General features: G+C 64.2%; 28 protein-coding genes. 17 read left to right on the top strand and 11 right to left on the bottom strand.

Going from position 1 to position 25,798, the window contains the following annotated elements:
- Positions 1-56 precede the first annotated feature (56 nt).
- From lepB to CK230_RS05385, 4 genes are all read left to right on the top strand, one after another.
- Entirely contained in the window at positions 57-806 is a 750-nt protein-coding gene (gene lepB, locus CK230_RS05400) for a signal peptidase I (protein WP_095816148.1), read from the top strand.
- Between the two features lie 4 nt (positions 807-810).
- A complete protein-coding gene (gene rnc / locus CK230_RS05395) occupies positions 811-1,527 on the top strand; it encodes a ribonuclease III (protein ID WP_095816147.1) in 717 nt (238 codons plus the stop codon).
- Positions 1,512-2,444 (top strand): GTPase Era, encoded by a 933-nt coding sequence (era, locus tag CK230_RS05390; RefSeq protein ID WP_095816146.1) that lies wholly within the window; start codon positions 1,512-1,514, stop codon positions 2,442-2,444. Before rnc ends, era begins: the two co-directional genes overlap by 16 nt.
- A 70-nt stretch (positions 2,445-2,514) precedes the next feature.
- On the top strand, positions 2,515-3,324 hold the full coding sequence (locus CK230_RS05385) for an aminoglycoside phosphotransferase family protein (protein WP_245429831.1): 810 nt from the start codon (positions 2,515-2,517) through the stop codon (positions 3,322-3,324).
- Positions 3,325-3,328: 4 nt separating this feature from the next.
- Here CK230_RS05385 and CK230_RS05380 read toward each other — a convergent pair whose 3' ends face one another.
- Positions 3,329-4,123 (bottom strand): type II CAAX endopeptidase family protein, encoded by a 795-nt coding sequence (locus CK230_RS05380; protein ID WP_095816439.1) that lies wholly within the window; start codon positions 4,121-4,123, stop codon positions 3,329-3,331.
- A gap of 229 nt (positions 4,124-4,352) precedes the next feature.
- Between CK230_RS05380 and recO the strand changes: the two genes are divergently transcribed.
- Positions 4,353-5,111 carry a DNA repair protein RecO gene (gene recO, locus CK230_RS05375; protein WP_095816144.1) on the top strand — a complete coding sequence of 253 codons (759 nt, stop codon included), beginning with the start codon at positions 4,353-4,355 and terminating at the stop codon, positions 5,109-5,111.
- A 13-nt stretch (positions 5,112-5,124) separates the two neighbouring features.
- On the opposite strand, the gene CK230_RS05370 is transcribed toward recO, so the two are convergent.
- Positions 5,125-5,589, bottom strand: coding sequence for an NUDIX domain-containing protein (locus CK230_RS05370; RefSeq protein WP_095816143.1), 465 nt, complete (start codon positions 5,587-5,589; stop codon positions 5,125-5,127).
- 262 nt (positions 5,590-5,851) lie between these two features.
- Between CK230_RS05370 and CK230_RS05365 the strand changes: the two genes are divergently transcribed.
- The 8 genes from CK230_RS05365 to CK230_RS05330 all read left to right on the top strand — a co-directional run bounded on the left by CK230_RS05365 (position 5,852) and on the right by CK230_RS05330 (position 14,018).
- Positions 5,852-8,593 carry a DUF2339 domain-containing protein gene (locus CK230_RS05365; protein WP_095816142.1) on the top strand — a complete coding sequence of 914 codons (2,742 nt, stop codon included), beginning with the start codon at positions 5,852-5,854 and terminating at the stop codon, positions 8,591-8,593.
- A 49-nt stretch (positions 8,594-8,642) separates the two neighbouring features.
- Positions 8,643-8,885, top strand: coding sequence for a type II toxin-antitoxin system VapB family antitoxin (locus tag CK230_RS05360; protein ID WP_095816141.1), 243 nt, complete (start codon positions 8,643-8,645; stop codon positions 8,883-8,885).
- On the top strand, positions 8,885-9,298 hold the full coding sequence (locus CK230_RS05355; RefSeq protein WP_095816438.1) for a type II toxin-antitoxin system VapC family toxin: 414 nt from the start codon (positions 8,885-8,887) through the stop codon (positions 9,296-9,298). The genes CK230_RS05360 and CK230_RS05355 overlap by 1 nt, the downstream gene beginning before the upstream one ends.
- 159 nt (positions 9,299-9,457) lie before the next feature.
- The gene (locus tag CK230_RS05350) at positions 9,458-9,976 is read left to right on the top strand and encodes an RNA polymerase sigma factor (protein WP_042637861.1); all 519 of its coding nucleotides are present in this window, start codon (positions 9,458-9,460) and stop codon (positions 9,974-9,976) included.
- Positions 9,973-10,767: an anti-sigma factor gene (locus CK230_RS05345; RefSeq protein ID WP_095816140.1), complete on the top strand. Its 795-nt coding sequence runs from the start codon at positions 9,973-9,975 to the stop codon at positions 10,765-10,767. The genes CK230_RS05350 and CK230_RS05345 overlap by 4 nt, the downstream gene beginning before the upstream one ends.
- A 207-nt stretch (positions 10,768-10,974) precedes the next feature.
- Entirely contained in the window at positions 10,975-12,072 is a 1,098-nt protein-coding gene (locus tag CK230_RS05340; protein ID WP_095816139.1) for a GNAT family N-acetyltransferase/peptidase C39 family protein, read from the top strand.
- 4 nt (positions 12,073-12,076) lie between these two features.
- The gene (locus CK230_RS05335; protein ID WP_095816138.1) at positions 12,077-13,540 is read left to right on the top strand and encodes a RimK family protein; all 1,464 of its coding nucleotides are present in this window, start codon (positions 12,077-12,079) and stop codon (positions 13,538-13,540) included.
- 205 nt (positions 13,541-13,745) lie between these two features.
- A complete protein-coding gene (locus CK230_RS05330; protein WP_095816137.1) occupies positions 13,746-14,018 on the top strand; it encodes a DUF3303 family protein in 273 nt (90 codons plus the stop codon).
- A gap of 362 nt (positions 14,019-14,380) precedes the next feature.
- Here CK230_RS05330 and CK230_RS05325 read toward each other — a convergent pair whose 3' ends face one another.
- Together CK230_RS05325 and CK230_RS05320 are read right to left on the bottom strand one after the other, a co-directional pair.
- A complete protein-coding gene (locus CK230_RS05325; protein WP_095816136.1) occupies positions 14,381-14,773 on the bottom strand; it encodes a RidA family protein in 393 nt (130 codons plus the stop codon).
- An 82-nt stretch (positions 14,774-14,855) separates the two neighbouring features.
- On the bottom strand, positions 14,856-15,782 hold the full coding sequence (locus CK230_RS05320) for a LysR substrate-binding domain-containing protein (protein WP_095816135.1): 927 nt from the start codon (positions 15,780-15,782) through the stop codon (positions 14,856-14,858).
- Between the two features lie 111 nt (positions 15,783-15,893).
- Here CK230_RS05320 and CK230_RS05315 point away from each other — a divergent pair, with 111 nt between their 5' ends.
- Complete coding sequence (locus CK230_RS05315) at positions 15,894-16,784, top strand: fatty acid desaturase family protein (protein ID WP_095816437.1); 891 nt, start codon at positions 15,894-15,896, stop codon at positions 16,782-16,784.
- Between the two features lie 154 nt (positions 16,785-16,938).
- On the opposite strand, the gene CK230_RS05310 is transcribed toward CK230_RS05315, so the two are convergent.
- The 3 genes from CK230_RS05310 to CK230_RS05300 all read right to left on the bottom strand — a co-directional run bounded on the left by CK230_RS05310 (position 16,939) and on the right by CK230_RS05300 (position 20,644).
- Positions 16,939-18,930, bottom strand: coding sequence for an EAL domain-containing protein (locus tag CK230_RS05310; protein WP_245429829.1), 1,992 nt, complete (start codon positions 18,928-18,930; stop codon positions 16,939-16,941).
- 212 nt (positions 18,931-19,142) lie between these two features.
- The gene (locus CK230_RS05305; protein WP_095816133.1) at positions 19,143-19,781 is read right to left on the bottom strand and encodes an HD family hydrolase; all 639 of its coding nucleotides are present in this window, start codon (positions 19,779-19,781) and stop codon (positions 19,143-19,145) included.
- On the bottom strand, positions 19,781-20,644 hold the full coding sequence (locus CK230_RS05300) for a folate-binding protein YgfZ (RefSeq protein ID WP_095816132.1): 864 nt from the start codon (positions 20,642-20,644) through the stop codon (positions 19,781-19,783). The genes CK230_RS05305 and CK230_RS05300 overlap by 1 nt, the downstream gene beginning before the upstream one ends.
- 85 nt (positions 20,645-20,729) lie before the next feature.
- Between CK230_RS05300 and CK230_RS05295 the strand changes: the two genes are divergently transcribed.
- Together CK230_RS05295 and CK230_RS05290 are read left to right on the top strand one after the other, a co-directional pair.
- A complete protein-coding gene (locus CK230_RS05295) occupies positions 20,730-22,061 on the top strand; it encodes a dihydroorotase (protein WP_095816131.1) in 1,332 nt (443 codons plus the stop codon).
- 142 nt (positions 22,062-22,203) lie between these two features.
- Positions 22,204-22,428 (top strand): hypothetical protein, encoded by a 225-nt coding sequence (locus CK230_RS05290; protein ID WP_095816130.1) that lies wholly within the window; start codon positions 22,204-22,206, stop codon positions 22,426-22,428.
- A 77-nt stretch (positions 22,429-22,505) separates the two neighbouring features.
- On the opposite strand, the gene CK230_RS05285 is transcribed toward CK230_RS05290, so the two are convergent.
- The 4 genes from CK230_RS05285 to CK230_RS05270 form a co-directional block, all read right to left on the bottom strand.
- Entirely contained in the window at positions 22,506-23,297 is a 792-nt protein-coding gene (locus CK230_RS05285; RefSeq protein WP_176480017.1) for a hypothetical protein, read from the bottom strand.
- Positions 23,298-23,422: 125 nt separating this feature from the next.
- Positions 23,423-23,680, bottom strand: coding sequence for a hypothetical protein (locus CK230_RS05280; protein WP_040984202.1), 258 nt, complete (start codon positions 23,678-23,680; stop codon positions 23,423-23,425).
- A gap of 356 nt (positions 23,681-24,036) precedes the next feature.
- A complete protein-coding gene (locus tag CK230_RS05275; RefSeq protein ID WP_095816436.1) occupies positions 24,037-24,414 on the bottom strand; it encodes a TIGR02301 family protein in 378 nt (125 codons plus the stop codon).
- A gap of 71 nt (positions 24,415-24,485) precedes the next feature.
- The gene (locus CK230_RS05270) at positions 24,486-24,911 is read right to left on the bottom strand and encodes an NUDIX domain-containing protein (protein ID WP_095816128.1); all 426 of its coding nucleotides are present in this window, start codon (positions 24,909-24,911) and stop codon (positions 24,486-24,488) included.
- Between the two features lie 118 nt (positions 24,912-25,029).
- Here CK230_RS05270 and CK230_RS05265 point away from each other — a divergent pair, with 118 nt between their 5' ends.
- Entirely contained in the window at positions 25,030-25,791 is a 762-nt protein-coding gene (locus CK230_RS05265; protein WP_095816127.1) for an SOS response-associated peptidase, read from the top strand.
- Positions 25,792-25,798 lie beyond the last annotated feature (7 nt).

The following is a 25,798-nucleotide window of genomic DNA, read 5'->3' as shown; positions in this document are numbered from 1 at the left end:
GACGTTGCCCAGCGCGCGCCGAGACTCTATACCAACATCGCACAATCGAGGACGACATGAGCGTGGCTGAAAAATCGCAGAAGAAATCCGGCGGGCTTGGTGAAACCTTTTCCGTCATCATCCAGGCTCTGCTGCTCGCGCTCGTCATCCGCACGCTGCTCTTCCAGCCCTTCTCCATCCCGTCCGGCTCGATGCGGCCGACGCTGCTCGAAGGCGACTATCTCTTCGTCACCAAATGGGCCTACGGCTATTCGCGCTATTCGCTGCCGTTCGGTCCCGATATCTTTTCCGGCCGCATCTGGGGCTCGGAGCCCAAGCGCGGCGACGTGGTGGTGTTCAAGTTCCCGCCGGACCCGTCGGTCGACTACATCAAGCGCGTAATCGGCCTGCCCGGCGACAAGATCCAGATGAAGAACGGCCAACTCTTCATCAACGACGTCGGCGTGCCGCGCATGAAGACCGGCCAGATCGAAAATCCCGACATCACCGAAGTGCCGCAGCCCGTCGACGTCTATCGCGAGACGCTGCCGAACGGTGTCAGCTACGACACGCTCGACCTGACGCCGAATTCGATCGGCGACAACACCCGCGAATGGACCGTGCCGCCCGGCCACTACTTCATGATGGGCGACAACCGCGACAATTCCTCCGACAGCCGCTTCACCGTCGGCTTTGTTCCTGCCGAAAATCTGGTCGGCCGCGCCAACCTCATCTTCTTCTCGATCGCCGGCAAGGCGAGCCCGCTCGAGATCTGGAAGTGGCCGTCGCTGATGCGTGCCGATCGCCTGTTCCATTTCGTCCACTAGAGCGATGGCGGCCAGCAAGCGTTTGACCGCCGATGCCCTTGCCGAGGCGCTTGCCCCGCGCACCGGCCATGCTTTCGCCGATCGCCAGCGCCTGCAGCGCGCGCTGACCCATGCCAGCGCGCGCTCGACCCATGCCGGCGTCGATTACGAGCGTTTCGAGTTCCTGGGCGACCGCGTTCTCGGCCTCGTCATTGCCGACATGCTGCTCGCGACCTTCCCCGAGGCCGCCGAGGGCGAGCTTTCGCTGCGCCTCAACGCGCTGGTCAATGCCGAGGCGCTCTCCGACATCGCCGAGGAGATCGGCTTGCCCGAGCTGATCCGCGCCGGCTCCGATGTGCGCAATCTCGAAGGGCGCAAGCGCACCAATCTGCGCGCCGATGCGCTGGAATCGCTGATCGCCGTGCTTTACCTGGATGGTGGCCTCGAGGCTGCCCGCGCCTTCATCCACCGCTATTGGCAGCCGCGCTCGCAGGCGATCGGCGCTGCGCGGCGCGACGCCAAGACCGAATTGCAGGAATGGGCGCACCAGGCCGCCGCCGGCGCCGTGCCGGCCTACCGCATCGACGCCCGCGAGGGCCCCGACCACGACCCGCTGTTCACGGTCAGCGTCAAGGTCGGCTCCTTTGCCCCGGCGACCGGGAGCGGCCGCTCCAAGCGCGAAGCCGAGCAGGCCGCGGCGGCTACTCTTTTGCTGCGCGAAGGCGTATGGAGCGCCGCATGATGGAAATCGAAACCTCTGAAGTTCCCGCGACGCGCTCCGGCTTCGTCGCGCTGATCGGCGCGCCCAATGCCGGCAAGTCGACGCTGGTCAACCAACTGGTCGGCGCCAAGGTGTCGATCGTCACGCATAAGGTGCAGACCACCCGCGCCATCGTGCGCGGCATCGCCACGCACGACAACGCGCAGATCGTCTTCGTCGACACGCCCGGCATCTTCAAGCCGAAGCGGCGGCTGGACACCGCCATGGTGACCACCGCCTGGGGCGGCGCCAAGGATGCCGATGTCGTGGTGCTTTTGATCGACGCCGAGCGCGGCATCAAAGGCGATGCCGATGCCATCCTCGACCGGCTGAAGGACGTCCGCCAGCCGATGTTGCTCGTCCTCAACAAGGTCGACCGCGTCAAGCCCGAGATGCTTCTCGCGCTGGCCGCGACCGCGAACGAACGCGTGCCGTTCAAGCGCACCTTCATGGTCTCCGCGCTCACTGGCTCCGGCTGCAAGGATCTGCTCGACTATCTCGCCGAGACGCTTCCCCTGGGCCCCTGGTACTATCCGGAGGACCAGATCTCAGATCTGCCGATGCGCCAGCTCGCGGCCGAGATCACGCGTGAAAAGCTGTACCTCAGGCTGCACCAGGAGCTTCCCTATTCCTCGCATATCGAAACCGAGAAATGGGAAGAGAAGAAGGACGGCTCGGTCCGCATCGAGCAGGTCATCTATGTCGAGCGCGACAGCCAGAAGAAGATCGTGCTCGGCCACAAGGGCGAGACGATCCGCGCCATCGGCCAGGCGGCGCGGATAGAGATCGCCGAGATCCTGGAACAGAAGGTGCACCTCTTCCTGTTCGTGAAGGTGCGCGAGAACTGGGGCGACGACCCCGAGCGCTACCGCGAGATGGGGCTGGAGTTTCCCCATTAGCGTCGCCATCGATGCCGGTCTCGTTCGCCGGCTGGTCGACACGCAGTTCCCTGAATGGCGGCATCTGCCGGTGAGCCCGGTCGCCTTCGGCGGCTGGGACAACCGCACCTTCCATCTCGGCGACGAGATGGCGGTGCGCCTGCCGAGCGCCGCACCCTATGCGCTGCAGGTCGAAAAGGAACAGCGCTGGCTGCCGAAACTCGCCCCGCTGCTGCCGCTGCCCATTCCGACGCCGCTCGCGATGGGCGAGCCGGCGGAATTCTATCCTTGGTATTGGTCCGTCTATCGCTGGATCGAAGGCGAGACGGCGAAGACTGCGCACATCACCGACCTTCAGGCTTTCGCAATCGCGCTGGCCGATTTCCTCGTTGCCTTGAGGCGTATCGATCCGACGGACGGACCTGCGCCGGGCCAGCACAATTTCTACCGCGGCGGTCCGGTTAGCGTTTATGACGGAGAGGCGCGACAAGCCATCGCCGCGCTCGAAGGCCGCATCGACACGCGAGCCGCCACCACCGTCTGGGAGGCAGCCCTTGCCGCCGCCTGGCACGGCTCGCCGGTCTGGTTCCACGGCGACGTCGCTTGGGGCAACCTCCTCGTCGAGGACGGCAGCTTGAGTGCCGTCATCGATTTCGGCACATCAGGCATCGGCGATCCATCCTGCGACCTTGCCATCGCTTGGACCTTTTTCGAAGGCGACAGCCGCGAAGCCTTTCGCGAACGCATTGACGTCGATGACGCGACCTGGGCGCGCGGCCGCGGCTGGACGCTGTGGAAAGCGCTGATCACCGTTGCCGGACATGACGCCAACCAGGCCGAGGCCGCAGGGCAGCGCCGTGTGATCGACGAGGTGCTGGCGGATCACCGGAAATGGGCGTGATGGTTCAGGCAACTGCAAGCCGCGCCGCCGGCTGGCGCACGAAGCTTTCAGTGCCGTAATAGGTAACGATCGCGACCGCGATAACCGCCCAGATCGCGACACCGATCCACTGTTGCTGCACATAGTCGCCGTCGATGAACACCTTGCCGAGGAAGCGCACGCTGTTCTGGTGCGTGACATGCATCAGGATGGCGAGAAGCACGCTGCCGGTGTTCTGGTAGAGCCAGGTGAAGACGATGCCGGCCAGGACGACGTTGATCGTCCCGTAAAGGCTGAGGTCGCCGATCAGGCCGAGCGGGAAATGCCAGATTGCCCAGATCGTGCCGAGGATCAGACTGGCGGCGAGCGCCGAATGTTTGGCAAGCAGTCGCGGTGCTGCAAAGCCGCGCCAGCCGGGCTCCTCGCCGAGCGGGCCGCTGAAGACGGCGTAGAGCGCGATCATCGGCAGGATTTCGGAGAAGGCCGGGATATTGCCCCAGGCAGGCGGCGCTGAGCCGAACAGCGGATTGATCAGGATCGAGGCGAGTTGCGCCCCGAACGGCAAGCCGAACGCCACCAGATACCAGATCGGCCGGATGCGCCATTTCACCATTGAGGCCAGGATGGCCTTGACCGCGCTCCAGCCTCCGGCAAGTGCGGCCACGATGAAGCCGGAGACCGCCGGTCCGAAGGTGAACCAGGGAATGCTCTCGCCCTGCGACAAATAGAATGGGATGAACGCCAGCCAGGTCAGACCGAGCGCCAGCGAAAAGAAAACAGCCAACCGGTGTTTCCACACCAGATCCAGAAAGGAGCTCATGTCGAATCTCGCATCGGGCCATCGTTGCGAAAAGTCGCCCGCCCGCGAGGTCGACATTTCGGCGGTCTGCGCCGGCCATCCGGTCACGCGTCTGTATTTGGCGCCCGCGCGACCGCGAAATCCCGAACGCTTTCTGAGAAAATTCCGATATTTTGCAGTGGCAGCAGTCTCACGACATGGGCCGGACCAAATCTTGATTTCGCCGCCCAACAGGTGAAAAGCTCCGCTCATGGAATGGCGCGACGAGGGAATCGTTCTCGGCACTCGCAGGCATGGCGAAACCAGCGCCATCCTCGAGGTGATGACGCGCACCCATGGCCGCCATCTCGGCCTGGTGCGGGGAGGGCGCTCGCGCAAGCAGCAGCCGGTGCTGCAGCCCGGCAACCGCGTCGATCTCTTGTGGCGGGCGCGGCTCGACGAGCATCTCGGCATCTTCCAGGCCGAGGCGATCGAGATGAATGCCGCGCGGCTCATGGACAGCGCGATCGCCGTCTACGGCCTGCAGACCATGGCCGCGCATCTCAGGCTCCTGCCCGAGCGCGATGCCCATGGCGGCCTCTATGAGGCGCTTGCCGTGATGATTGCCCATCTCAGCGATGCCGAGGCGGCGGGCGAGTTGGTGGCGCGCTTCGAGCTGCTCATCCTCGACGAACTGGGCTTCGGCCTCGACCTCAGCCAATGCGCGGCGACCGGCTCCAGGCAGGACCTCGCCTATGTCTCGCCGAAATCCGGCCGCGCCGTGTCTCGCGCCGCGGGTGCGGCCTGGCACGACAAGATGCTGGCGCTGCCCGCCTTCCTGCAGCGCGGCTCCGGCCTGCGCGCCGACGCGGCGGCGCTCGAGGACGCCTTCCGGCTGAGTGGCTTCTTCTTCAGCCGCCATGTTTACGAGCCGCGCGGCCTCGAGCCGCCCGATGCCCGCGCCGGCTTCCTCGCCGCGCTGCGCCGGCATCATGCGGCAGTGAAGGCGATTGCCGGCGAGGCCGGATAGCAGAGGCAAGCGCCTACTCGGCGCCGCGCCGCTCCAGGAAATCATCGAGCATGGGGCGCTGGCCCTTGAGGATCTTGAGCCCAGCTTCGGGCAACGAAAACCAGCCGGCCCGATCCACTTCGGGGAACGCCTTCATCTTTCCCGATTTCGGCGGCCACTCCATGGTGAACATGGTGCTCTTGATTGCGTTTGTGTCGACATCGGCCTCGACGCTCCACGCCACCACGATCTTGCCGCCCGGCTGTCGATAGCTGCCGAGCGGCCGGAAGTCGCCGTCGATGGCGACGCCGAGCTCCTCCTCGGCTTCCCGTTTGGCGGCTTTGAGCTCATCCTCACCGTCGGCGATCAGTCCCTTCGGGATCGACCACGCGCCTTCATCCTTGCGCGCCCAGAACGGACCGCCTGGATGGACGAGCAGAAATTCGAACACACCGCCTATGTGTCTGTGGATCAGCAGCCCGGCACTTCGCTGCGGCATCGGTCACCTCACGGCATCCTTCTGATCGCGCGAAACTAGCACGAGTATTTCGGGGCAGAGGTCACGCAATCTCGCCTGCAATGCCGACAGCCTCGGCGGCCCGCCATTGGATAACCAGGCAAGTTGCTGGCAATCGGCCGCGAAACATGCTCGATCTTGTTAGCCGGCCCGATCTTGTTGATTGGCAAGACGCTGATTTGAGCCAGTCGCCTCGTTGCCGCATTTGTTGGCCACGACTGGTCTGGTTTTGAGGGAAACCGCCATGTTTTTCAGCCTGATCGCCATTGCCGCAGTCATAGCTCTTTTCGTCATCGTTTCACGGCAGCAGAACCGCATCGCGCTGGTCGAGCGCGAGCTCGGCATCCTGCGCGGCCTGGTTCAGTCGGGAGCTTCGCTGTCCGCGCCCAAGGTGGACGCCGCGCAGGAAGGTCTTTCCGAAGAGATCAAGGCAGTCGCGGCGCCTGTCACGCCGTTGGCCGACGGCACGACCGTTGCCGAGGAGGTCGTCGCAAAGCCCGAGGCCGCCGAAGGCGAGGCCGTGGCCGGCCCCTGGACGAAGGCCCAGTCGGCCGCGGCCTCGCCTTCGGCGGCCGAGACGCCCGCGCCCGCCAAGGCGGCGCGCCAGACCGATGTCGAGACGGCGCTGGGCACACGCTGGGCGGTCTGGGTCGGCGGCATCGCGCTGGCGTTGGGCGGCTTGTTCCTGATCCGCTACACGATCGAGGCCGGCATCTTCGGACCTGGCGTGCGCCTGACGATGGCCGGCATCCTCGGCCTGGCGCTGATTGCCGGCGCCGAATTCATCCGCCGCACCGGCTTCAGGGTGCCGGTGCAGGGCGCCGCCGGCGCCTATATCCCCTCGATCCTGACGGCTGCCGGCGCCTTCATCCTGTTCGGCACGGTCTACGCGGCGCATGGCATCTATGGCTTCATCGGGCCGGCGACCGCCTTCGCGCTGCTTGGCCTCATCGGCGTCGCCACCATTAGCGCCTCGCTGGTGCATGGCCTGGCGCTGGCCGGCATCGGCCTTGTCGGCGCCATGGTCACGCCGGCGCTGGTGGCAGCGCAGGCGCCCAATCCCTGGGCCCTGTTCGTCTATCTGGCGATCGTGCTTGCGGCGAGCGCGGCAACCGCCCGCATCCGCGACTGGAAGGCGCTCGTGGCAGCCGCTTTCGCCGGCACCGGCATCTGGACCATACTCTACATGGTCGACACGCCGGACGTGAACCTCGCCGCCGTCCTGTTCATCAGCCTCGCCACGCTTGCCGTGCTTGCCCTGGTCTGGGTCGCCCCGTTCTTGACCACTGGCCGCGACGAAGCGGCGCGAGGCTTCGACTGGCCATCGATCGTGCCCGGCTTCTTCATCGCCCTGAGCGCGCTAGACCTGTCCGTCGATCCGGCTTTTGCCAGCGCTGGCGATGCCTTGCACGGCGCGGTTCTCCTGGCTGCGCTGGTCGCGGTGGCGCTCTACCGGCCGCGCGCGCTTCCGCTGGTCTTCGCCGCCGGCATCGCCACCGTGCTGATCTATCTCGGCATCATCCCGCCCGCCACCATCGGCGCCAATGCGCTCGATGTCGGGCTGGACGCTCAGCCTTTGGCGTCGGCCGATACGCTGACTTTCCGCATCGGCATCGCGCTCGGCCTGGTCTTCCTTGCCGCCGGCTTCTGGGCAGCGCGCCGCTTCGCCGCTACCGCTCCGACACGCGCGGCTTGCTGGGCGGCCTGGGGCGTCATTGCTCCGCTGGTGGTGCTCACCGCGCTGTGGCTCACCTTCGGCGATATCGACCGCGACCTCCGCTACGCGCTGCCGGCCCTGCTGCTGACGCTCGGCTTTGCCATTGGCGGCGAATGGATCGCGCGCGCCGAGCAGCCGCCGCTGGCGGGCGGCCCGGCCGTGTCCTTCGCGCTCGGCGGCGCCGGCGTGGCCGGCCTGCTGATGCTGCACATGGCCTTCGGCTCGGACTGGACGACCGTGCTGCTTGGCGCCGCCGCCATTCTGCCGGCGCTCGCCACGCGCTGGCGCTCTTACCCCGTGCTGGGCTGGGTCGCGGTGGGCGCGGCGGTCGCGGTGCTTTGCCGCGTCGCCTTCGATCCGACCATCGTCGGAGCTGAATTCCTGTCCAGGACGCCGGTCTTCAACTGGCTGCTGCCGGGTTATGGCGTGCCGGCGCTCGCCTTCGGCTTCGCCGCCTGGCAACTCGGCCGCACCACCAACGGCCGGGCACGCCTTGCCATGGAGGCGGCCTCGGCGCTGTTTACGCTGCTCACCATCGCCATGCTGGTGCGCCATGCCATGCATGGCGGTGTTATCGACACCGGCGCGGTGACCCTTGCCGAACAGGCGATCTACACGCTGATCGCGCTCGGCGCCGGCGCCATACTGGTCGCCATCGACATGCGCTCGCCGAGCTCGGTTCTGCGCTATGGCTCGATAGCCGCCGGCGTTGTCTCGGCGGGCCTCATCGCCATTCAGCATTTCGTCGTGCTGAACCCGCTGCTGACGGACGAGTCGACCGGCACGATCCCGGTCTTCAACCTTCTGTTCCTCGCTTATCTGCTGCCGGCGGTCGCCGCCGGCGCGCTGGCGCTCTATGTCCGCGACAAGCGCCCGCGATGGTATGCGGCGATGTTGGCGCTGATCGCCGCTCTGCTTGCCTTCGCCTATGCCACTCTTTCGGTGCGCCGCCTGTTCAAGGGCGAGTTTATCGCCCTGTGGAGCGGGCTTGGACAGCTTGAGACCTACACCTATTCGGCGCTCTGGCTCGTCATCGGCGTGGCGCTGCTCACCGCCGGCGTCTGGCTGAAATCGCAGGTGCTGCGCATCGCGTCCGCGGTGCTGATCGCGGTCGCGGTGGTGAAGGTCTTCCTCTTCGACATGTCGGAGTTGGAAGGCGTGCTGCGCGCGCTTTCCTTCATCGGCCTCGGCGCAGTGCTGATCGGCATCGGCCTGTTCTACCAGCGGCTGCTGACGCGGGCGGCGCGGGAGAGCAGGGAGATTTCTTGACCGGATATTCGAAGTTGCATATATTGAATATTCATGAGAGGATATTCAAATGCCGCTCTACATACGTGACGATGAAGTGGATGCGCTGGCCACAAAATTGCAGCGCGAGACGAATGCGCAGAGTAAGACTGAGGCCGTGCGGACCGCGCTTCTGCACGAACTCGAACGTCATCGCGCCAAGGTGCCGCTGCACGTCCGGATCGTCAGGCTGCAAGAGGAGGCGAAGAAGATCGGTCTGCCCAATCCCGATTTCGACATGAAGAAGTTCACCGATGAGATGTGGGAAGATTGATGTTTGTCGACGCTTCGGCGATCGTCGCCATCCTCAACCAGGAACCCGGCTGGGAGGAATTGTCCAAACAGCTCTCCGGACCCGTCGAGTTCTACGTCTCAGCGATGGTCCGGTTTGAGGCGACCCAGGCTCTGGCGCGAGCCGGCGCGGGTTCGCGCAAGCCGACGGCCGAAGCTCTCCTCAAGGCTCGCGATCTGGTGGATCAGCTGGTCACGGAAATCGGCGCGGAAAGTCTGCCGATCGGCGACGAGATCGGTTCGCGTGCCATCGACGCCAGCGCTCGTTACGGCAAGGCCGTCGATCACCAGGCTGATCTGAACCTCGGCGACTGCTTTGCCTATGCATGCGCCAAGACGCTCGATGTTCCGCTGCTTTACAAGGGTAATGATTTCCTGCTGACCGATTTGAAATAATTGGCTTTCTCCTTGATAAGCGGGAATAAGCCGGCCTGCGCCCGCGTTATCCACGTGCTTGGGTAATCGCAGCGGTTCGGCCGCTTCGCGCTGACTGCTTGCACCGCGCCCAGAAGGCGCGTTCTATCGGGATGGAAAGCGACCACGAAACAAGCGGTCATGGACGACAAGAAGGCAGCGATCCTGAGCGAAATACCGCGGTTGCGGCGCTATGCGCGCTCGCTGCTGCGCGACCGCGATTCCGCCGACGACCTTGTCCAGGACTGCCTGGAGCGGGCGCTTGTGCGGCTCGACAACTGGCAGACTGGAGAAAGCCCCCGGAGGTGGCTGTTTACGATCATGCATCACTTGTTCATCGACCAGATGCGCAAGGTCAACCGGCGCGGCGAGGCGGCGATGCTGCCCCTCGAAGCCGGTGAGGCCCAAGCCGCGCCCGCCGATCAGGTCGAGACCATCGCCTCGCGCGAGATCATGGATGCCCTGCAGGCGATCAGCCCCGATCGCCGCGCGGCGTTGGTGATGGTCGCCATCGAGGGCTTTTCCTATGCCGAGGCCGCCAACATCCTTGGCGTGCCGGCCGGCACGCTGATGTCGCGCATCGCGCGCGGCCGCGAGGAATTGCGAGGATTGCTCGACGACACATCGCGTCGCCGCTCGATAAGGATCGTCGAGAAATGACCCGCCGCGATTTTTCCGAACGCGATATCCATATGGCCCTCGACGGCGAGCTGCCGGGCGAGGAGCGCATGGCCTATGACGCCTGGCTCGAGGCCAATCCCGAGATGAAGGCGAAGTCCACGCGCTACATTGCCGACCGCGCCGCCATGCGAGCCGCCTTGGCGGGCGTGATGGACGAGCCGGTGCCGGCGAGGCTGCGGCAGGTCGTGCTCGGCGAGGCGCCTGCAAAAGCATCGGCCTGGCGCTCGCGCTGGTGGCTGTCGGCCGCCGCGGCCGTGATGCTCGCAGTCGGCGGGCTCGGCGGCTATGTCGCCGGTGTCGACAGCATCGCCCGTGGCGGCGACGGCGACGACCAACTCGCCGAGCAGGCGATCGCCGCACATGTCACCTACGCTGCCGAGAAGCGCCACGCCGTCGAAGTCCCGGCGAGCGACAAGGACCATCTCCAGACCTGGCTGTCGAACCGTGTCGGGCTGAAGCTGGTCGCGCCCGATCTTGCGGCCGAGGGGTTCGAGCTGGTCGGCGGCCGGCTGTTGCCTGCCGGTGAGCAAGGCAAGGCGGCGATGCTGCTTTATGAAGACGCCAAGGGGGAGCGCATCTCGCTCTACGTCACCGCCGAATCGTCGGAGACATCCAAGGGCACCTACGCGGCCGAGGCGGGCGGACCGGCAGCAGTCTATTGGCTCGACAAGGGCTATGCCTGCGCGGTCGTCGGCTCATTGCCGCCGGAGCGCCTGTCGGACGTCGCAAAGAGCGCCTATGGCCAGCTGCTGGCCGGCATATCAAGCTGAACCGGCTGCGTTTTTCGGCGGCCGGCAGTCGCTTGAACAGCAATTCTGTTCAAACGCTTGGCCCTTTGCTGCGGCCGCGGAAACTGTCACAATTCGGCCCTAATCAAGGAGCGATAGCGCTTGATGAATACTGGCGCTTCGGCCAGTATTCGCGACGCATCCACCGGGGCCGTTTCTTAAACCCAATCGAGGTTCTCCCAAGCCCGCATGCCTGCCGAGATCCGCAAGGCCCGCGCGTCAGACGTCGATGACCTCGCCGCCATCGAGAAGGCCGTGTTTCCTGGCGACAGGCTGTCGCGCCGCTCCTTTCGCCAGTTCATCGAACGCGAGACCGCCGAGATGCTGGTGGCCGAAAACGAGGGCCGTGTCGCCGGCTATGCGGTGGTCCTGTTTCGCAAGGGCAGCGGCGTGGCTCGGCTCTATTCCATCGCTGTCGGTCCCTTCTTCGGCCGCCTCGGTATTGGCCGGCTCCTGCTCGCGGCCGCGGAAGAGGCGGCCTTCGAGCACGACCGTCTGTTGCTGCGCCTCGAAGTGCGCGAGGACAATGATCGCGCCATCCGTATCTACGAGCAGGCCGGCTATCGGAAATTGGGTCGCGAGCCCGACTACTACGAGGATGGCGCGACCGCGCTGCGCTACGAAAAGACGCTGCGCGGCGACACGCCCACGGCAACCAAAGTGCCGTTCTACCAGCAGACCTGCGAGTTCACCTGCGGCCCGTGCTGCCTGATGATGGCGATGGCGAATTTCGACCGTGGCTTCGTGCCCGATCCGGTCATGGAAATTCGCCTCTGGCGCGAGGCGACCACGGTCTTCATGATGTCGGGTCCCGGCGGCTGCGAGCCTTTCGGCCTGGCCGTCGCCGGCTATGAGAGCGGGCTCGCCGCCGAGATATTCGTGTCCTTCTACGGCGCGCTGTTCCTGCAGTCGGTGAGGAGCGAGGACAAGCGCCGGGTGATGGAGCTCGCCCAGGTCGATTTCCGCCGCCGCGCCGAGCTTTACGGCATCCCCGTCAATTATCGCCCCTTCGGCATCGGCGACATCCGCGACGCCCTGGCAGAGGGCAAGCTGGTGGTGGTGCTGATCAGCGGCTTCCTGATGTTCGGCAAGAAGGTGCCGCATTGGGTGCTGGCCATCGGTGACGATGGCGACCATATCCTGATCCACGACCCCTGGGTCGAGGATGAAAGGCAGGAAACGATCCTCGATGCCGCGAACATTCCGGTGCCCTACGACATTTTCATGAACATGGCGCAATTCGGCCGCGACGGCTTGCGCGCCGCCATCACTCTGGGAAAACGCTGAGACAATGACCTGGGTTATCCTGACAGGCAGGCAGAACGATCTCGACCAGGTGGCCACGCCCCACAAGATCATCACCAACCGCGACTATCTCGCTCATCCGGCGCTGTTCCGCGGCCAGCGGCCGAAGGTGATCAACCTGTCGAACAATTACGGCTATCAGAGCCGAGGCTACTATGCCTCGCTGCTGGCCGGCTCGCGCGGCCACCGGGTGATCCCGACCGTCGAGACCATGATCGACCTGTCGGAGCGCAAGCTCTACGAGCACGCCCTGCCGGAACTCGAGCTTGCCTTGAACAAATGCCGCAAGGACCTCGGCGGGACTTTTCCGGCCAAGGTCGGGATCTTCTTCGGCATCGGCCCGTCCAAGGTCTGGGACCGCTTCACCAGGCTTCTGTTCGACTGGTTCCGCGCGCCAGCGCTGGAGGTCCACATCAAGGACAGCGCCGAATGGGCTTCGATTCGCAAGATCGGCTTCCTGCCTTTAGCCCGCATGACGGAGAGCGAGGAAGAGTCCTTCCTGCAGTGCCTGGAGACCTACACCAGCCGCGAATGGCGTGACACCAAGGGCCGCACGCCGGCGCGCTACACGTTCGCGACGCTGGTCGATCCGCATGAGGAATTGCCGCCGTCGGAGATTTCCTCGCTGCGCTACTGGGCGAGGATCGCCGAGAAGATGGGCGTGGAAGTCGAGCCGATCACCAGGAAGGACCTTGCCAAGCTCGCCAATTACGATGCGCTGTTCATCCGCGAGACCACGTCGATCTCCAACCACACCTACCGCTTCGCGCGCCGCGCCCAGCAGGAAGGCATGCCGGTGATCGACGATCCGCTGTCGATGATCCGCTGCACGAACAAGGTCTATCTCAACGAACTGATGACCTACAACAAGGTGCCGGTGCCGCCGACGGTGATGATCGCGGGCACCTCCGACTTCGAGGTGGCGGCGCAGACGCTGGGTTTCCCGCTGGTGCTGAAGATCCCGGATTCGTCCTTCTCCCGCGGCGTCAAGAAGTGCGAGAACATGGCGGAACTGACCAAGCTAGCGACCGAATGGCTGGAAGATTCCGATCTCCTGATCGCGCAGAAATTCATCCCGACCGAATATGACTGGCGCGTCGGCGTGCTCGGCGGTCAGCCGCTCTTTGCCGTGCACTATCTGATGGCGAAGAAGCACTGGCAGATCGTCAACCACAAGGCCAGCGGCAAGCCCGACCAGGGCGGCATCAAGACGTTCACGCTGAAGCAGACGCCGCCGCATGTCGTCGAGACGGCGGTGCGGGCGGCAAAATGCATTGGCGACGGCCTCTACGGCGTCGACCTCAAGGAGACCAAGGACGGGGTCTTCGTCATCGAGGTCAATGACAATCCCAATCTCGACCATGGCTGGGAGGATTCCGGCGAGAAGGACGAGCTCTGGGTGCGGCTGACGCAGTGGTTCCTGGAACGCCTGGAGCGGCCGGAGAAGTAGGGGCGGGGGAAGGGGAACTGGGGAATTGAGGACTGAAGAACCGAAGAATTGAAGAATTGAAGAATTGAAGAATTGAAGAATTGAAGAATGGGGTGTCTGGCGGAGCCGCCTGTCCTTGCGCCATCAGTCCATCATTTCCTAATCTCCTCAGTTGCTCAGTTCCTGAGTTCTTCAATTCCCAATCCATTAAAACCGAGGGAAAAGTATGCTGTTCTTCGTAATCGAGGACTTTCACGGCTCGGACCGCAAGGAAATCTACCGCCGCTTCCGCGACAAGGGCCGGCTGAAGCCGGATGAACTCGTGGTGCATCACAGCTGGATCGCGGGTGACATGAGCCGCTGCTTCATGCTGGTCGAAGCCGATGACGCGACGGTGCTGCAGCGCTGGGTCATCGAATGGGCGGATCTGGTCGAGTTCGAGATCGTTCCGGTGGCCAGCAGCAGGGACATGGTCGCGGCATTGGCCGGACATCTTTGAAAGGTTTCGGGGCAGAAGCCAAATAGTGCAGTGTCACTCTAATTTGCTGTCGTATGCCTGCTCGCAGAAAGTGCACTGTCAACGAATTTGGGCTGTCGTCCGAGCCACAGCCAGCAAAGACATCCGCGCGATCGTCATTCCGGGGCGCAGCAAGGAGCGAAGCGACGCGGCGCAGACCCTAGAATCCATGCCGTTACGCTAAGGCGTTGCAACGGTTACAGAATTCTGCACCGTTGCGCCCCGCGGCAGAGATCACGGCATGGATACTCGGGTCAAGCCCGAGTATGACGAAGGGACGGGCGATACGGCTAACCTCGCGGGTTGGCGCTAACTGCGTTCGTTCAATTCTTCCGATGGCTCCCTCAAATGACCGCTATGGCATCGACCTCTATCAGGTAGCCTGGTGACATGATCGCCACGCCGACGATCACATTCGCCGGCTTGTGATCTCCAAACAGCGAAATCTGCGCGGCCTCGATGATCGGAACATGTTCATCGCGGTTGTAGTCGACGATGTAGATCGTGATTTTGCAGACCTGGTCGGGCCGGGCACCCGCCGCGCTCAGCGCTCGGCCGAGATTGGCGAATGACAGGCGCGCTTGCGCCGCAAAATCACCGTGCCCGACGAGCTTGCCGTTTGTGTCTTCGGGCTGCTGACCCGAGATGAACACCAGCTTGGATCCCGTCGCGACGACAACCTGGGTGTACATCTCCGGAACCGGCAGATCCGCCGGATTGATGAGTTCGAGCGACATCAAAAGATCTCCTGCTGCTTCGTTTGACTGAAAAGCCAGGCGGGCGCCAAGGATTGGTGCTCCGTTGCCCGAATTCCCTGAACTATGTCTCGGAGGACCGGGTGCCGAGCGCTGGCGAGTTGACCGCGCGCACGCACTCCCCGATCAGCCATTCCCGGAACGCGCCCACGATATCGCGCCTCGCGCCGCGTTCGGGGATCGTCAGGCAATAGGGCTGGCGCAGTTCCAGGGATCGCGCGGCGGCCCGCACCAGCTTGCCATCCTCCAGCGCTTGGGCGCAATAGATGCCTTGCGCCAGCGCCACGCCCAGCCCTGAAATGGCGAGATCGAGCGCTGCTCGTGACGAGTTCGCGGAGAGACCGCGTTGTGTCGCACGGCCCGGCTCGCTTCCCGCCGCCTCGAACCAGTTGCGCCAGGATGGAAAGGACGCTCCGGTCGGTCCCCAATCGGTGTGGATCAACGGCAGGTCCGCAAGGCCGTCGGATACGGTCGCTCGGGCCAGCGTCGGCGCGCAGACGGGATAGACGGCGTCCTTGACGATCTCCTCGGTCGGATGCTCGCGGTAGTGCGGACCATAGGAGAGGCGGATATCGATCAATTCATGATCGAAGGGCACCGGATCGTCGTCGCCCCTGAGCGATATATCGGCGGCGCCATGGGATGCGACGAAGCCGGCGAGCCGCTCGGAAAGCCAGCCCATCGCCATGGAAGGCGGCACCGAGATCACGAGCCTCGGCCGGAACGCGCCGCCAACATCGCGCGCAACGCTGCCAATTTCCCGGAAGGCCATGCTAAGCCGCGGCAGCATCTCCACCCCGGCCTCGGTCAGCACGGCCCGCCGGTTGATCCGGTGGAACAGTTGTCGTCCCATCTGCTCCTCGACGGTGCGGATAAGCAGGCTGACGGCCGCGGCCGAGATCGACAGCTCCTCCGCTGCGGCGGCAAAGCTGCCTGTCCGTGCTGCCGCTTCGAAGGCCTGAAGTCCGCGCAAGGAGGGAAGGGCGACCATGGCAACCAGAAAGATAAGATGATCTTATCTATTTCGCAGAAATCCTCGTTTTTCGAAAGGTTTCTTTCTGGGTATGGTGGCTGCATGAACGCCATCGACCACAACGCAGCAATCGACCATCGCTCCGTGATAGCCTCGCTGACGAATGAGGAGCGCGGCCGGCTGACCGGTAAATCCGATGGGCCGGGCCTTCTCCAGTTCGCCCTCCATCTCGGGGCGGTCATCGTCCTTGGCGTGCTGATCGCGGCCAAGGTGCCGTTCTGGCCGGCCCTGATGCTGCCGCAGGGCATCCTGATCGTCTTCCTGTTCAGCCTGCTGCATGAGACCGTGCACCGCACGGCCTTCGAAACGCAGTGGTTGAACGATGCCGTCGCGCGTTTCTGCAGCCTGGCGATCGCGCTGCCCGCCGACTGGTTCCGCTATTTCCACTTCGCCCATCACCGTTTCACCCAGGATCCGGAGAACGATCCGGAACTGGCTTTCCCGAAGCCAGAGACCTTGTGGCAGTACATCGTCCACGTCTCAGGACTGCCGGTGTGGTGGGGCCACTTCAAGACGCTCTACACCAATGCGATGGGGCGCTGCCGGGACAGCTACGTGCCGCCCAAGGGTCTGCCGAAGGTGAAGACCGAGGCGCGGGCGATGATCGCCTTCTATGTCGTCCTGCTGGCGCTTGCGGTCTGGTTCAAAGCGTCGGTGCTGCTCACTGTCTGGATCCTGCCCGCGCTGCTCGGCCAGCCCTTCCTCAGGCTCTATCTGCTGGCCGAGCACGGCCGCTGTCCCTTCGTCGCCAACATGCTTGAAAACACCCGCACGACGCTGACCAACTGGTTCGTGCGCAAGCTCGCCTGGAACATGCCTTACCATGCCGAGCACCACGCCTATCCGGGTGTGCCGTTCCACCAGTTGCCGGAATTCCACCGGCTGATCGAGCGGCACCTCAAGGTGATCGAGCCCGGCTATGTGAGCTTCCACCAGAGGTACATCGAGACGCTGCGCTAACGCATGTCGATATTCAGGTGAGGCCGGCCTGCAAATGCCGATTTCCTGCGCTTCCGGTGCTCACGTACTTGAAGTACGCTCCGCTCCGGTTCTCGGAACTCGCCATTTTCGACTCGGCCTGACCTGAATCTCGACACGCGTTAAGGGGCAGAAATCAGCCTGACTGGCGCAGCAGCGCCTGCGAACGGAGCAGCCGGCTCATGTCGGCCGCCTTGGCGGGCACGCCGATCAGATAGCCTTGCGCCTCACCGCAGCCGGCCCTGCGCAGCATGTCGAGCTGCGCTTCGGTCTCGACGCCTTCGGCGGTGACGGTGATGCCGAGCTCGGCGCCAAGGCCGATCACCGTGCGCACGATCGCCGCCGTGTCGCGTCTGTCGAGGTCGCGGATGAAGGAGCGGTCGATCTTTATCTTGTCGACGGGGAAGCGTCTGAGATAGCCGAGCGAGGAATAGCCGGTGCCGAAATCGTCGAGCGCGATGCGCACGCCGAGACCGCGCAATTGGCTCAGCGTCTTCAGCACCGCGTCGCTTTCGTCCATCATCACCGTTTCGGTGATTTCGAGCTCCAGGCGGTCGGCCGCCAGGCCCGAAAAGGCGAGCGCCGAGATCACGCTGCGGGCGAAGCCGCCGCTCTTGATCTGCGCGGCCGAGACGTTGACGGCCATGCGCATCTCCGGCGGCCAATGGGCAGCCACGTTGCACGCCTTGCGCAACGCCCAGTCGCCGAGGGGCACGATCAGTCCAGTCTCCTCCGCGGCGGGAATGAAGTTTTCCGGCGACACCAGGCCGCGCGATGGCGAGCGCCAGCGCATCAGGGCTTCCGCGCCGACAATTTCGCCGGAGCCGATGTTGAGGATCGGCTGGAAATCGAGCTCGAACTCGCGCTTGGAAAGGGCTGCTTCGAGATCCGCTTCAAGCGCGCGGCGCTCCCGCATCAGGGCATCCATGCTCGGCTCGAAGAAGCGATAGACGTTGCGACCTTCGCTCTTGCCCCGGTAGAGCGCCATGTCGGCGTTGGTGAGCAGCGTGTCGGCATCGTGTCCGTCGCCGGGATAGAGCGCGATGCCCAGGCTTACGCCCACATGCATTTCGCGTCCCTTGTCGCGATAAGGTTTGCCGACGATCTCGACGATGCGCTTGGCGAGCTTTTCGGCGTCGGCGGCGCTCTTGGTGCCGAACTGGATGATGGCGAACTCGTCGCCGCCGAAGCGGGCCACCACGTCTTTGCTGCTGCGCACGGCGTGCAGCAGCCGCATGGCGACGCATTTCAGCAGCCAGTCTCCGGCCGGGTGGCCGAATGTGTCGTTGACTGCCTTGAAGCGGTCGAGGTCGAGCGAGAGGATCGCCAACGGCTTGGCCTTGGCCTCGCCAAGCGCCTGGTCCAGCTTTTCGCGAAACATCGAGCGGTTGGGCAGGTTGGTCAGGGTGTCGTGATGCGCAAGATGCGTCATGCGCTCCTCGGCGCGCCGCTGCTCGGAGACATCATCGAAAGTCACCACCCAGCCGCCGCCCATCGGCTGGCGTACGACGAGGAACGTCCTGCCGTCGGATAGGTGGCGGTAGGTCGAGTGCATCTTCCCCGCCTGCAGGCGGGCTTGGGTCTTGGTGACTTCGCTGTCGACGTCGAGCTTGGTGTAGATGCCGAGTTCGAGCAGCCGTTCGAGCGCGTCGCGATGCGTCGTTCCATATGGGAAGTCCGCCGCAGCGACCTTGTAGAGTTCCAGAAAACGCTGATTGCGCACGATCATCTTGCCGTCGGCGTCATACATCAGCAGGCCTTGCGACATGTTGGCCAAAGCGGCGTCGAAGCGGCGGTGCTGCTCCTTCAGCTCCTCTTCGGCGCGCCGCTGCACGGTCACGTCCTCATAGATCGACACCCAGCCGCCGGAAGCCAGCGGGCGATGCGAGATGACGATGATGCGTCCGTCCGCCAGCGTCTCCTCATAGGTCGAAGGCCCGGCGCCGTCGATGTAAGGCTTGCGAACGGCATAGAGTTCTTCGGCGCTTTGCGAGGCGACGCCGATATCGACGCTGTGCTGCAGAATGTCGAAGAAGCGGATGCCAGGCTTCACCACCCTGGCGTCGAGGCGGAAGAGGTCGATATAGTTTCGGTTGCAGATGATCATCCGCTCATCGGCGTCGAACATGCACAGCCCATGCGACATGTTCTCGACGGCGGCCGCGAAACGCTCGTTCTGGGCACGAAGTTCTTCAGCTATTCGTCGAACCGGGCCAACACCGGCCGCTCTTCGCTTTCCGGCGACCGAACCAGTCTTGACATGTGCGCCGGGCATGAGCACGCCTTCGGACCGTGGCCGAACGCAATACTGTCCTGCTCGCCGGTTAATTTAGCGTTCTTTTAGATGGCGGAATTCACGGCAAGCGAGGACTGGCGCCTGGCTTCCAGTGTCTTGAAACGCTTGAGGAAAGCCGTTTGCGCCCAGGTCACGGATTTTGGCGTGAAGTCGAAGCGGTCGGCGGAGAAGCCGCGCGGCCGGCCGAAATACTCCGTCGCTTCCGCCGTCGAAAAGCCGGCCAGCAGCGTCGCCTCGTAATAGGCGGCGATCTGGTCGGCGCGCTTGATGTCCTTGCGCAGGGCTGCGCTGAACTCCGCTGGCAGCGAGAAACGCAGATGGATGGCGCGCTGCAGGCGCAACTCGCAATCCTTGTAGGAGCCGCCCATCACCGATTTGAACGGCGAGATCATGTCGCCGATGACATATTCCGGCGCGTCGTGCAGCAGCGCGGCAAGCCGCGCCTCGGCCGTGGCCTGCGGCGCCAGCTCGCCATAGAGCGCTTCGACCAGCAGCGAATGCTGCGCGACCGAAAAGGCATGCTCGCCGCTGGTCTGGCCGTTCCAGCGGGCGACGCGGGCCAGGCCGTGCGCAATGTCGGCAATCTCGATGTCGAGCGGTGAGGGGTCGAGCAGGTCGAGCCGCCGCCCCGAAAGCATGCGTTGCCAGGCGCGCGGCGGCGCGCCGGCCCGGTCGGCGGCCATCAGGCCTCCTCCGCGCTGACCGCGCCTTCAGGGAAGCTGAACTTCGCCCAGGCGGGAATCGCGAGCATAACCGGAACATCGCCCGCCACGATCGCCTCGCCGGCGTCGAGCGCCGCCTTGACCCGGTCGATGCGGGCAATGGCAAGGCCGGTCCTGCCGCTAACCGAGCCGAGCGCGCCCACCGGCCGGCCGGCGACGGCGAGCTCGGTCCTCGAAGCGGGCAGGGGGTCGTCAGCCGATGCGATCAGAACCCGGCGCCGCGCGGTGCCGCGATGCTGCATGCGCGAAACCACTTCCTGGCCGATATAGCAGCCTTTCTTGAAGCCGACGCCGCCGGTTTCGTCGAGCAGCACATCATGCGGGAAGGCGTCACCAAGCTGGTAGTCGGAGCCGCTTTCGGCGACGCCGTTGGCGATGCGAACGGCTTTCCAGCCATCAGGATCGCCACCGTCCTTTGCCCCGCCGCCATAAGCACGGCTTACCGCCACATCGCGAAACCGCGTGTCGGCAAGCACCGTTGAATCGGAAGATGAGGCGGTTGATTCATCGCCCCACGCGACCGTGACAACCACCTGATCCTGCTTGGCAATCTCCGCTTTTGCCCTTAGCCGATAAAGCATCAGCCGGCGCACGAAGTCGTCAGCGATGTCGGCCCGGCAGTCGAGCCGAAAACCGTTGTCGCCGGCGCGCGAGATCAGGAAATCGAACAGGATCCTGCCCTGCGGCGCCAGCAGCGCGCCGGGTTTGGCCTCGGCGGGGCCGAGCGTATCGAGATCGGTGGTGAGGATGTTCTGCAGGAAATGCTCGGCTTCGGGGCCTGACACGGTAATGAGCGCGCGGTCGTTGAGCTGGGCAAAGGACATGAGGGTAAAATCGGCCTGATCTTGCAAAACGTTCGGTCATTACGTAAGCCGGCCACACTCCCCCCGCAAGAGATTGGACCTGCCCATGGCAACCACCTTCGACCTCATCCTGACAGGCGGCACCGTGGTCAACCATGACGGAGAGGGTCGCCGCGACATCGGCGTGAAGGCCGGACGCATCGCGCGGATCGGCGATCTCGCCCAGGCCTCGGCCGGCGAAACCATCGACTGCACGGGCTTGCACATCCTGCCGGGTGTTGTCGACGGCCAGGTGCATTTTCGCGAGCCGGGGCTGGAGCACAAGGAAGACCTGGAGACCGGCTCCCGTGCAGCGGTGCTCGGCGGCGTCACCGCCGTCTTTGAAATGCCCAACACCAATCCGCTGACCACCAGCGAGGCGGCGCTCGCCGACAAGGTGCGCCGCGCCACCGGCCGCATGCATTGCGATTTCGCCTTCTGGGTCGGCGGCACGCGCGACAACGCTCGCGATGTCGGCGAGCTGGAACGGCTGCCGGGAGCGGCCGGCATCAAAGTGTTCATGGGCTCGTCCACCGGCGACCTTCTGGTCGAGGACGACGAAGGCGTCGCCTCGATCCTGCGCAACACCCGCCGCCGCTCCGCCTTCCATTCGGAAGACGAATTCCGTCTGCGCGAGCGGCTCGGCGAGCGCGTCGAGGGCGATCCGTCGTCGCATCCCGTCTGGCGCGACGAGATCGCAGCACTTCGCTGCACCGAGCGCCTGGTGCGCATCGCCAGGCAGACGCGCGCGCGCATCCATGTGCTGCACATCTCGACGGCCGAGGAGATCGTCTTCCTCGAACAGCACAAGGACGTCGCGACCTGCGAGGCGACGCCGCACCATCTGACGCTAAGCGCCGACGACTATGCCAGGCTTGGCACGCTGATCCAGATGAACCCTCCGGTGCGGGCCTCGCGCCACCGCGACGGCGTCTGGCACGGCATTCATGAAGGCATCGTCGACGTGCTGGGGTCCGACCACGCGCCGCACACGCTGGCCGAGAAGGCAAAGCCCTATCCGGCCTCGCCCTCGGGCATGACCGGCGTGCAGACGCTGGTGCCGATCATGCTGGATCACGTCAATGCCGGCCGGCTCACCTTGCAGCGCTTCGTCGACCTTTCCAGCCACGGTCCGCAGCGCATCTTCGGCATGGCCAGGAAAGGCCGCATCGCCGCCGGCTACGATGCCGATTTCACCATCGTCGACCTGAAGCGGCGCGAGACCATCACCAACGCCCAGGCCGGCTCCAAGGCCGGCTGGACGCCCTATGACGGCAGGGAGGTCACCGGCTGGCCGGTCGGCACCTTCCTGCGCGGCACGCGCGTCATGTGGGAAGGTGAGATCGCGACACCCGGCCAGGGCAGAGCGGTGGAGTTTTCTGAGGCGCTGCCGGCTTGAGCAATTCCAGGAAAAGCGTGAGCGATTTTCCGTCCGGAATTGCGCCAAAACAAAAGGATGGAGCGTTTCACCGTTTCCGTGAAACGCTCCATCTCCGCCAAAATTGGATTTGTTAAACGCTCTGCATTATCTTGAATGCGCTATGACCGAGAACATCGCGCCGATCATTCCTGCAGAGTTTCCGGAGCTTCAGGCGCTGGCATGGAACCGCGATGTCGCGCGCCCCATCCCCGCCAAAGAGGCCTTTGCGCTTTATGAGCGCAACTGGCGCTTTGTCGATCAAAAGGGCCTCACGGCGCGTGAGAAGCTGCTTATCATGAAGTTGGCTGACGAATTCGGCCATGGCATCCTTCTGACCACTGCCTAAGCCGTCGCGACGGCCCTACCAATAGGCTTAACGGACATCGTTTCGTTGCCCCGCCACATTGCCATACCTGGTCTGCCTCAATCTCCGGCGACAAAGAACAGCCACTGGCCCGTCGGCGTGATGCCGACGCGGTAGAAGATGTAAGCGCCGAACTGCTTCATGTCGTCATAGTCGCTGGCCGTGACCAGCTTGAACAATTCGACGCGTTGCCTGGCATCGAGCTTGTCGAGCGGCAGCGCGAAGAAATACGGCCAGACATAGAGTTCCTGCGGCGTGCCGGTGTCGACATGCACATAGCCGGCCGAAAGCACCTCTTCTAGGATGGCGAGGATTTCCTGGCCGTCGCTGTCGCCAGAAAGGCCCTTGAGGAAGGTGATCGGGTCGCCGTCGATGTCGCCCAGCGACAATTGCGTCATGGCATCGCCCTTGCCGATCAGCGGCCGCAGCTTCTCGATGTCGCCGGTCCGGCAGGCCTCGATGATCAGCCCATGCATGCGCTTGACGGGTTCGGGGAGCGTGTCGAGGTCATAGACGACCGCCGACGGCGGTTGATCAGGATCGGCGCGCGGGCTCGTGATGCCGCCATTGGCAGGCGGCGTTTCCGGCTCCGACTTGTCGCTGTCGTCGGCCGGCTGGCCGCCGTCCGTGGGTTTGGTGCCAGGGGCCTCCGGTATCGGCGCGGTGCTGCCGGGCGCGGCGCTGTCGCTGTTGGCGGGCGGGGTCACCGGGGAAGGCAGGTCCTCGCGCTGGATCTCGCTCAGGGCGTGGGAAGGTGTGCTGGCGAGGCATAAAGGCAGCGCCAGGCAGGAAGCGGTGATCAGGATGTTGAGGGTCAGCCCACGCGGCCGGCCTGACATCGAAAATCTCACCGCTTGCCTCTGTTACCCGGGCCGGTCCGGGCGGCGCCTTGAATGGTCAAGCGCATGGGCATGATGCCCAAACGGCGTGCCCCCGTCAAAAGTCACTGTCGAAAAGTCGCCGTTAAAACGGATGACTAGTGCTTCAGCCGTTCCGGCTCGAAGGCGCCGGCGATCACCTTTTCCCGCATGCGGTCGAGCAGCGCCAGCGCCGAGGTCTCGCCATTGGCGCGCAACATCTCGCCGAAAGCCGTCTCCAGCGCTGCCTCGGCGATGATCTCCGGTTCGATGCCAGCCGACAGGCCTTCCGCCCAAGCCTCGCTGTGGCTCTCAACAGCGGTCAGGCGTTTTTCTTCCCTGACCAATGCGTCGATGTCGCTGACACCATGTTCCATTGCGATGTCCACCTTACTGCAAGCGACGATCCGACAGTGGACCGAGCTTGGGCTTTCAGTTCGTCCGCAGTCTCAATTAAGTCATTGTAAATACGACATTTTTAGGGTCGAAATTCACATTGTCGGTGAGACTGCGCTCACTCGATGCCGAGCTTAGCCGATTAGGCAGGCTTGCGGCATCAAAACCTTCAGTTTGAGTTAATTCCGCAATCGCGCGCTAACGTTTCATTAACACTGTTGCGAAACCGCAACAGATGATTGCACCAGAGCGGGACAGGAGACAATAAGGCAGGTCACATTGACGCCAATTGTCGCAAGAAATCCGCGCAAAACGTTTGCTGTCGGCCGAGCCGGCCTCAGTTCCCGTAGCGCGAAGCGATGTCGCGCGACAGCGTCTCGCCTTCCTTCATGTAACGGGCAATGGCCGCGGTCGCCGAAGGCGTGCATTGTGTGTAGGTACCGCTGAAGGAGCGGTAGCCGCGGTTGAAGGAGGCGATGAAGCGGGCGCGCCGGTCGGGGTCCGGATTTTCCGACTCGAGCAGCTTTTCCATTTCGACCCGCCACTGGTCGCCCTTTTCGCCGCACAGGTTGCGCAGGAAATGCAGCGATCCCAGCACTTCCGCCAGCCGCATCAGCCCCGGCTCGAACGGCGCCTCGGTGGCGCGCGCCGGGGCCGGCGAGGCGGCGATGCCGACGGCGAGGCACGCGGCGAGAAGTGGGGAAGCGCGGGTCATCTGAGCCTTGCGAAGAAAGGGCAAGGCTTTGTGGCGAAACATTTTGTCGCCTGCAAGGCCATTCTGGATGCTCACCGCGTGGCGCGTTGCGCGGGACCGAGCAATCCCTCGGCGACCGAGAACACGTCGCCGGCAAGCGGCATCTCTGCCATTTCCGCCAGCGTGTAGAACGCCGCGGTCTCGGCATCGTCGCTGGCCACGGGTTCGCCGCCGGCATAGGCGGCGCCAAACACCGTCAGCAGGTAGTCGACAGCGTGATTCTCGCCGCTGCCGTCGATATGGATGTCGCGCAACGGGCGGTAGCCGATGGCCCGCAATCCGGTCTCTTCCAGCAATTCGCGTGCCGCCGCCGCCTCGAGCGTCTCGCCCTGCTCGACCTTGCCGCCGGGGTAGGCGTAAAGCCCTTTGGAAGGTGCGCGTGCACGCTTGACCAATAATACGGTCTTGGCCCGCACGACGGCAACGGAGACGGCCGGGACGATCTTTCTGGATTGCATGAGAGCCGATTTGTTAGCAGCCTTGTTGCGGACCGGTTGGTCCAATCTAGCTTTAGCCGTTGCGACATCGCGGTTCCATCGCCACTTTCATCGAACACCAACTGACGAGCCCAGATCCATGGCCGGACGCTTCGCCTTGACCGCCACGCCAGAACAGACCGCGGCGTTCCTCGGCCTGGCCGAATTGGAGGCATTTCCGCCCCGCTACAACATTGCGCCGACGCAGCCGGTGCTGATGGCGCTTGCCGGCCCACAGCGCGAGCCGGGCTCAAATCTGCCGGACCGTCAGGCGATGCTGGTGCGATGGGGCCTGATCCCGGCCTGGGTCGAGGACACCAGGGAATTCCCGCTGCTCTTCAACGCCCGTGCCGAGGGCGTGCTGCAAAAGGCCTCGTTCAAGACCGCCATGCGCCACCGCCGCGCTCTTGTGCCTGCGTCGGGCTTTTACGAGTGGCAGCAGTCTGGCGGCAATAAGGGCCAGCCTTACTGGATCCGGCCGAAGCGTGGTGGGGTGATCGCCTTCGCCGGCCTGATCGAGACTTTTTCAGAACCGGGCGGTTCCGAGATGGACACCGGCGCGATCATCACGACTGAGGCCAATGCCGGCATTGCCCATATCCACGACCGCATGCCGGTGGTCATCGAGGAACGCGACTTCGCTCGTTGGCTCGATTGCCGCACACAGGAGCCGCGCCACGTGCTCGATCTGCTTAAACCCGCCGAGCCGGATTTCTTCGAGGCGATACCGGTTTCCGACCTGGTCAACAAGGTCGCCAACACCGGGCCGGAAATCCAGGATCGCGGCATCGTTTCGCCGCAAGCCGAAAAGGCCAGGCGCCAGAAGCCTGGCGCGGACGAAAACCAAATGACTTTGTTTTAGCGAAGGC

The sequence above is a fragment of the Mesorhizobium sp. WSM3859 genome, from assembly GCF_002295065.1.
Classification (GTDB): domain Bacteria; phylum Pseudomonadota; class Alphaproteobacteria; order Rhizobiales; family Rhizobiaceae; genus Mesorhizobium.
The sequence above is the reverse complement of the archived record's forward strand: the minus strand, read 5'-3'. Positions and strand labels throughout refer to the sequence as shown.

Excerpts from the sequence above, each read along its gene's own strand:
- lepB (WP_095816148.1), top strand. The coding sequence starts at position 57 with ATGAGCGTGGCTGAAAAATCGCAGAAGAAATCCGGCGGGCTTGGTGAA.
- rnc (WP_095816147.1), top strand. The coding sequence starts at position 811 with ATGGCGGCCAGCAAGCGTTTGACCGCCGATGCCCTTGCCGAGGCGCTT.
- era (WP_095816146.1), top strand. The coding sequence starts at position 1,512 with ATGGAGCGCCGCATGATGGAAATCGAAACCTCTGAAGTTCCCGCGACG.
- CK230_RS05380 (WP_095816439.1), bottom strand. The coding sequence starts at position 4,123 with ATGAGCTCCTTTCTGGATCTGGTGTGGAAACACCGGTTGGCTGTTTTC.
- recO (WP_095816144.1), top strand. The coding sequence starts at position 4,353 with ATGGAATGGCGCGACGAGGGAATCGTTCTCGGCACTCGCAGGCATGGC.
- CK230_RS05370 (WP_095816143.1), bottom strand. The coding sequence starts at position 5,589 with ATGCCGCAGCGAAGTGCCGGGCTGCTGATCCACAGACACATAGGCGGT.
- CK230_RS05365 (WP_095816142.1), top strand. The coding sequence starts at position 5,852 with ATGTTTTTCAGCCTGATCGCCATTGCCGCAGTCATAGCTCTTTTCGTC.
- CK230_RS05360 (WP_095816141.1), top strand. The coding sequence starts at position 8,643 with ATGCCGCTCTACATACGTGACGATGAAGTGGATGCGCTGGCCACAAAA.
- CK230_RS05355 (WP_095816438.1), top strand. The coding sequence starts at position 8,885 with ATGTTTGTCGACGCTTCGGCGATCGTCGCCATCCTCAACCAGGAACCC.
- CK230_RS05350 (WP_042637861.1), top strand. The coding sequence starts at position 9,458 with ATGGACGACAAGAAGGCAGCGATCCTGAGCGAAATACCGCGGTTGCGG.
- CK230_RS05345 (WP_095816140.1), top strand. The coding sequence starts at position 9,973 with ATGACCCGCCGCGATTTTTCCGAACGCGATATCCATATGGCCCTCGAC.
- CK230_RS05340 (WP_095816139.1), top strand. The coding sequence starts at position 10,975 with ATGCCTGCCGAGATCCGCAAGGCCCGCGCGTCAGACGTCGATGACCTC.
- CK230_RS05335 (WP_095816138.1), top strand. The coding sequence starts at position 12,077 with ATGACCTGGGTTATCCTGACAGGCAGGCAGAACGATCTCGACCAGGTG.
- CK230_RS05330 (WP_095816137.1), top strand. The coding sequence starts at position 13,746 with ATGCTGTTCTTCGTAATCGAGGACTTTCACGGCTCGGACCGCAAGGAA.
- CK230_RS05325 (WP_095816136.1), bottom strand. The coding sequence starts at position 14,773 with ATGTCGCTCGAACTCATCAATCCGGCGGATCTGCCGGTTCCGGAGATG.
- CK230_RS05320 (WP_095816135.1), bottom strand. The coding sequence starts at position 15,782 with ATGGTCGCCCTTCCCTCCTTGCGCGGACTTCAGGCCTTCGAAGCGGCA.
- CK230_RS05310 (WP_245429829.1), bottom strand. The coding sequence starts at position 18,930 with ATGTTCGACGCCGATGAGCGGATGATCATCTGCAACCGAAACTATATC.
- CK230_RS05305 (WP_095816133.1), bottom strand. The coding sequence starts at position 19,781 with ATGGCCGCCGACCGGGCCGGCGCGCCGCCGCGCGCCTGGCAACGCATG.
- CK230_RS05300 (WP_095816132.1), bottom strand. The coding sequence starts at position 20,644 with ATGTCCTTTGCCCAGCTCAACGACCGCGCGCTCATTACCGTGTCAGGC.
- CK230_RS05295 (WP_095816131.1), top strand. The coding sequence starts at position 20,730 with ATGGCAACCACCTTCGACCTCATCCTGACAGGCGGCACCGTGGTCAAC.
- CK230_RS05290 (WP_095816130.1), top strand. The coding sequence starts at position 22,204 with ATGACCGAGAACATCGCGCCGATCATTCCTGCAGAGTTTCCGGAGCTT.
- CK230_RS05280 (WP_040984202.1), bottom strand. The coding sequence starts at position 23,680 with ATGGAACATGGTGTCAGCGACATCGACGCATTGGTCAGGGAAGAAAAA.
- CK230_RS05275 (WP_095816436.1), bottom strand. The coding sequence starts at position 24,414 with ATGACCCGCGCTTCCCCACTTCTCGCCGCGTGCCTCGCCGTCGGCATC.
- CK230_RS05270 (WP_095816128.1), bottom strand. The coding sequence starts at position 24,911 with ATGCAATCCAGAAAGATCGTCCCGGCCGTCTCCGTTGCCGTCGTGCGG.
- CK230_RS05265 (WP_095816127.1), top strand. The coding sequence starts at position 25,030 with ATGGCCGGACGCTTCGCCTTGACCGCCACGCCAGAACAGACCGCGGCG.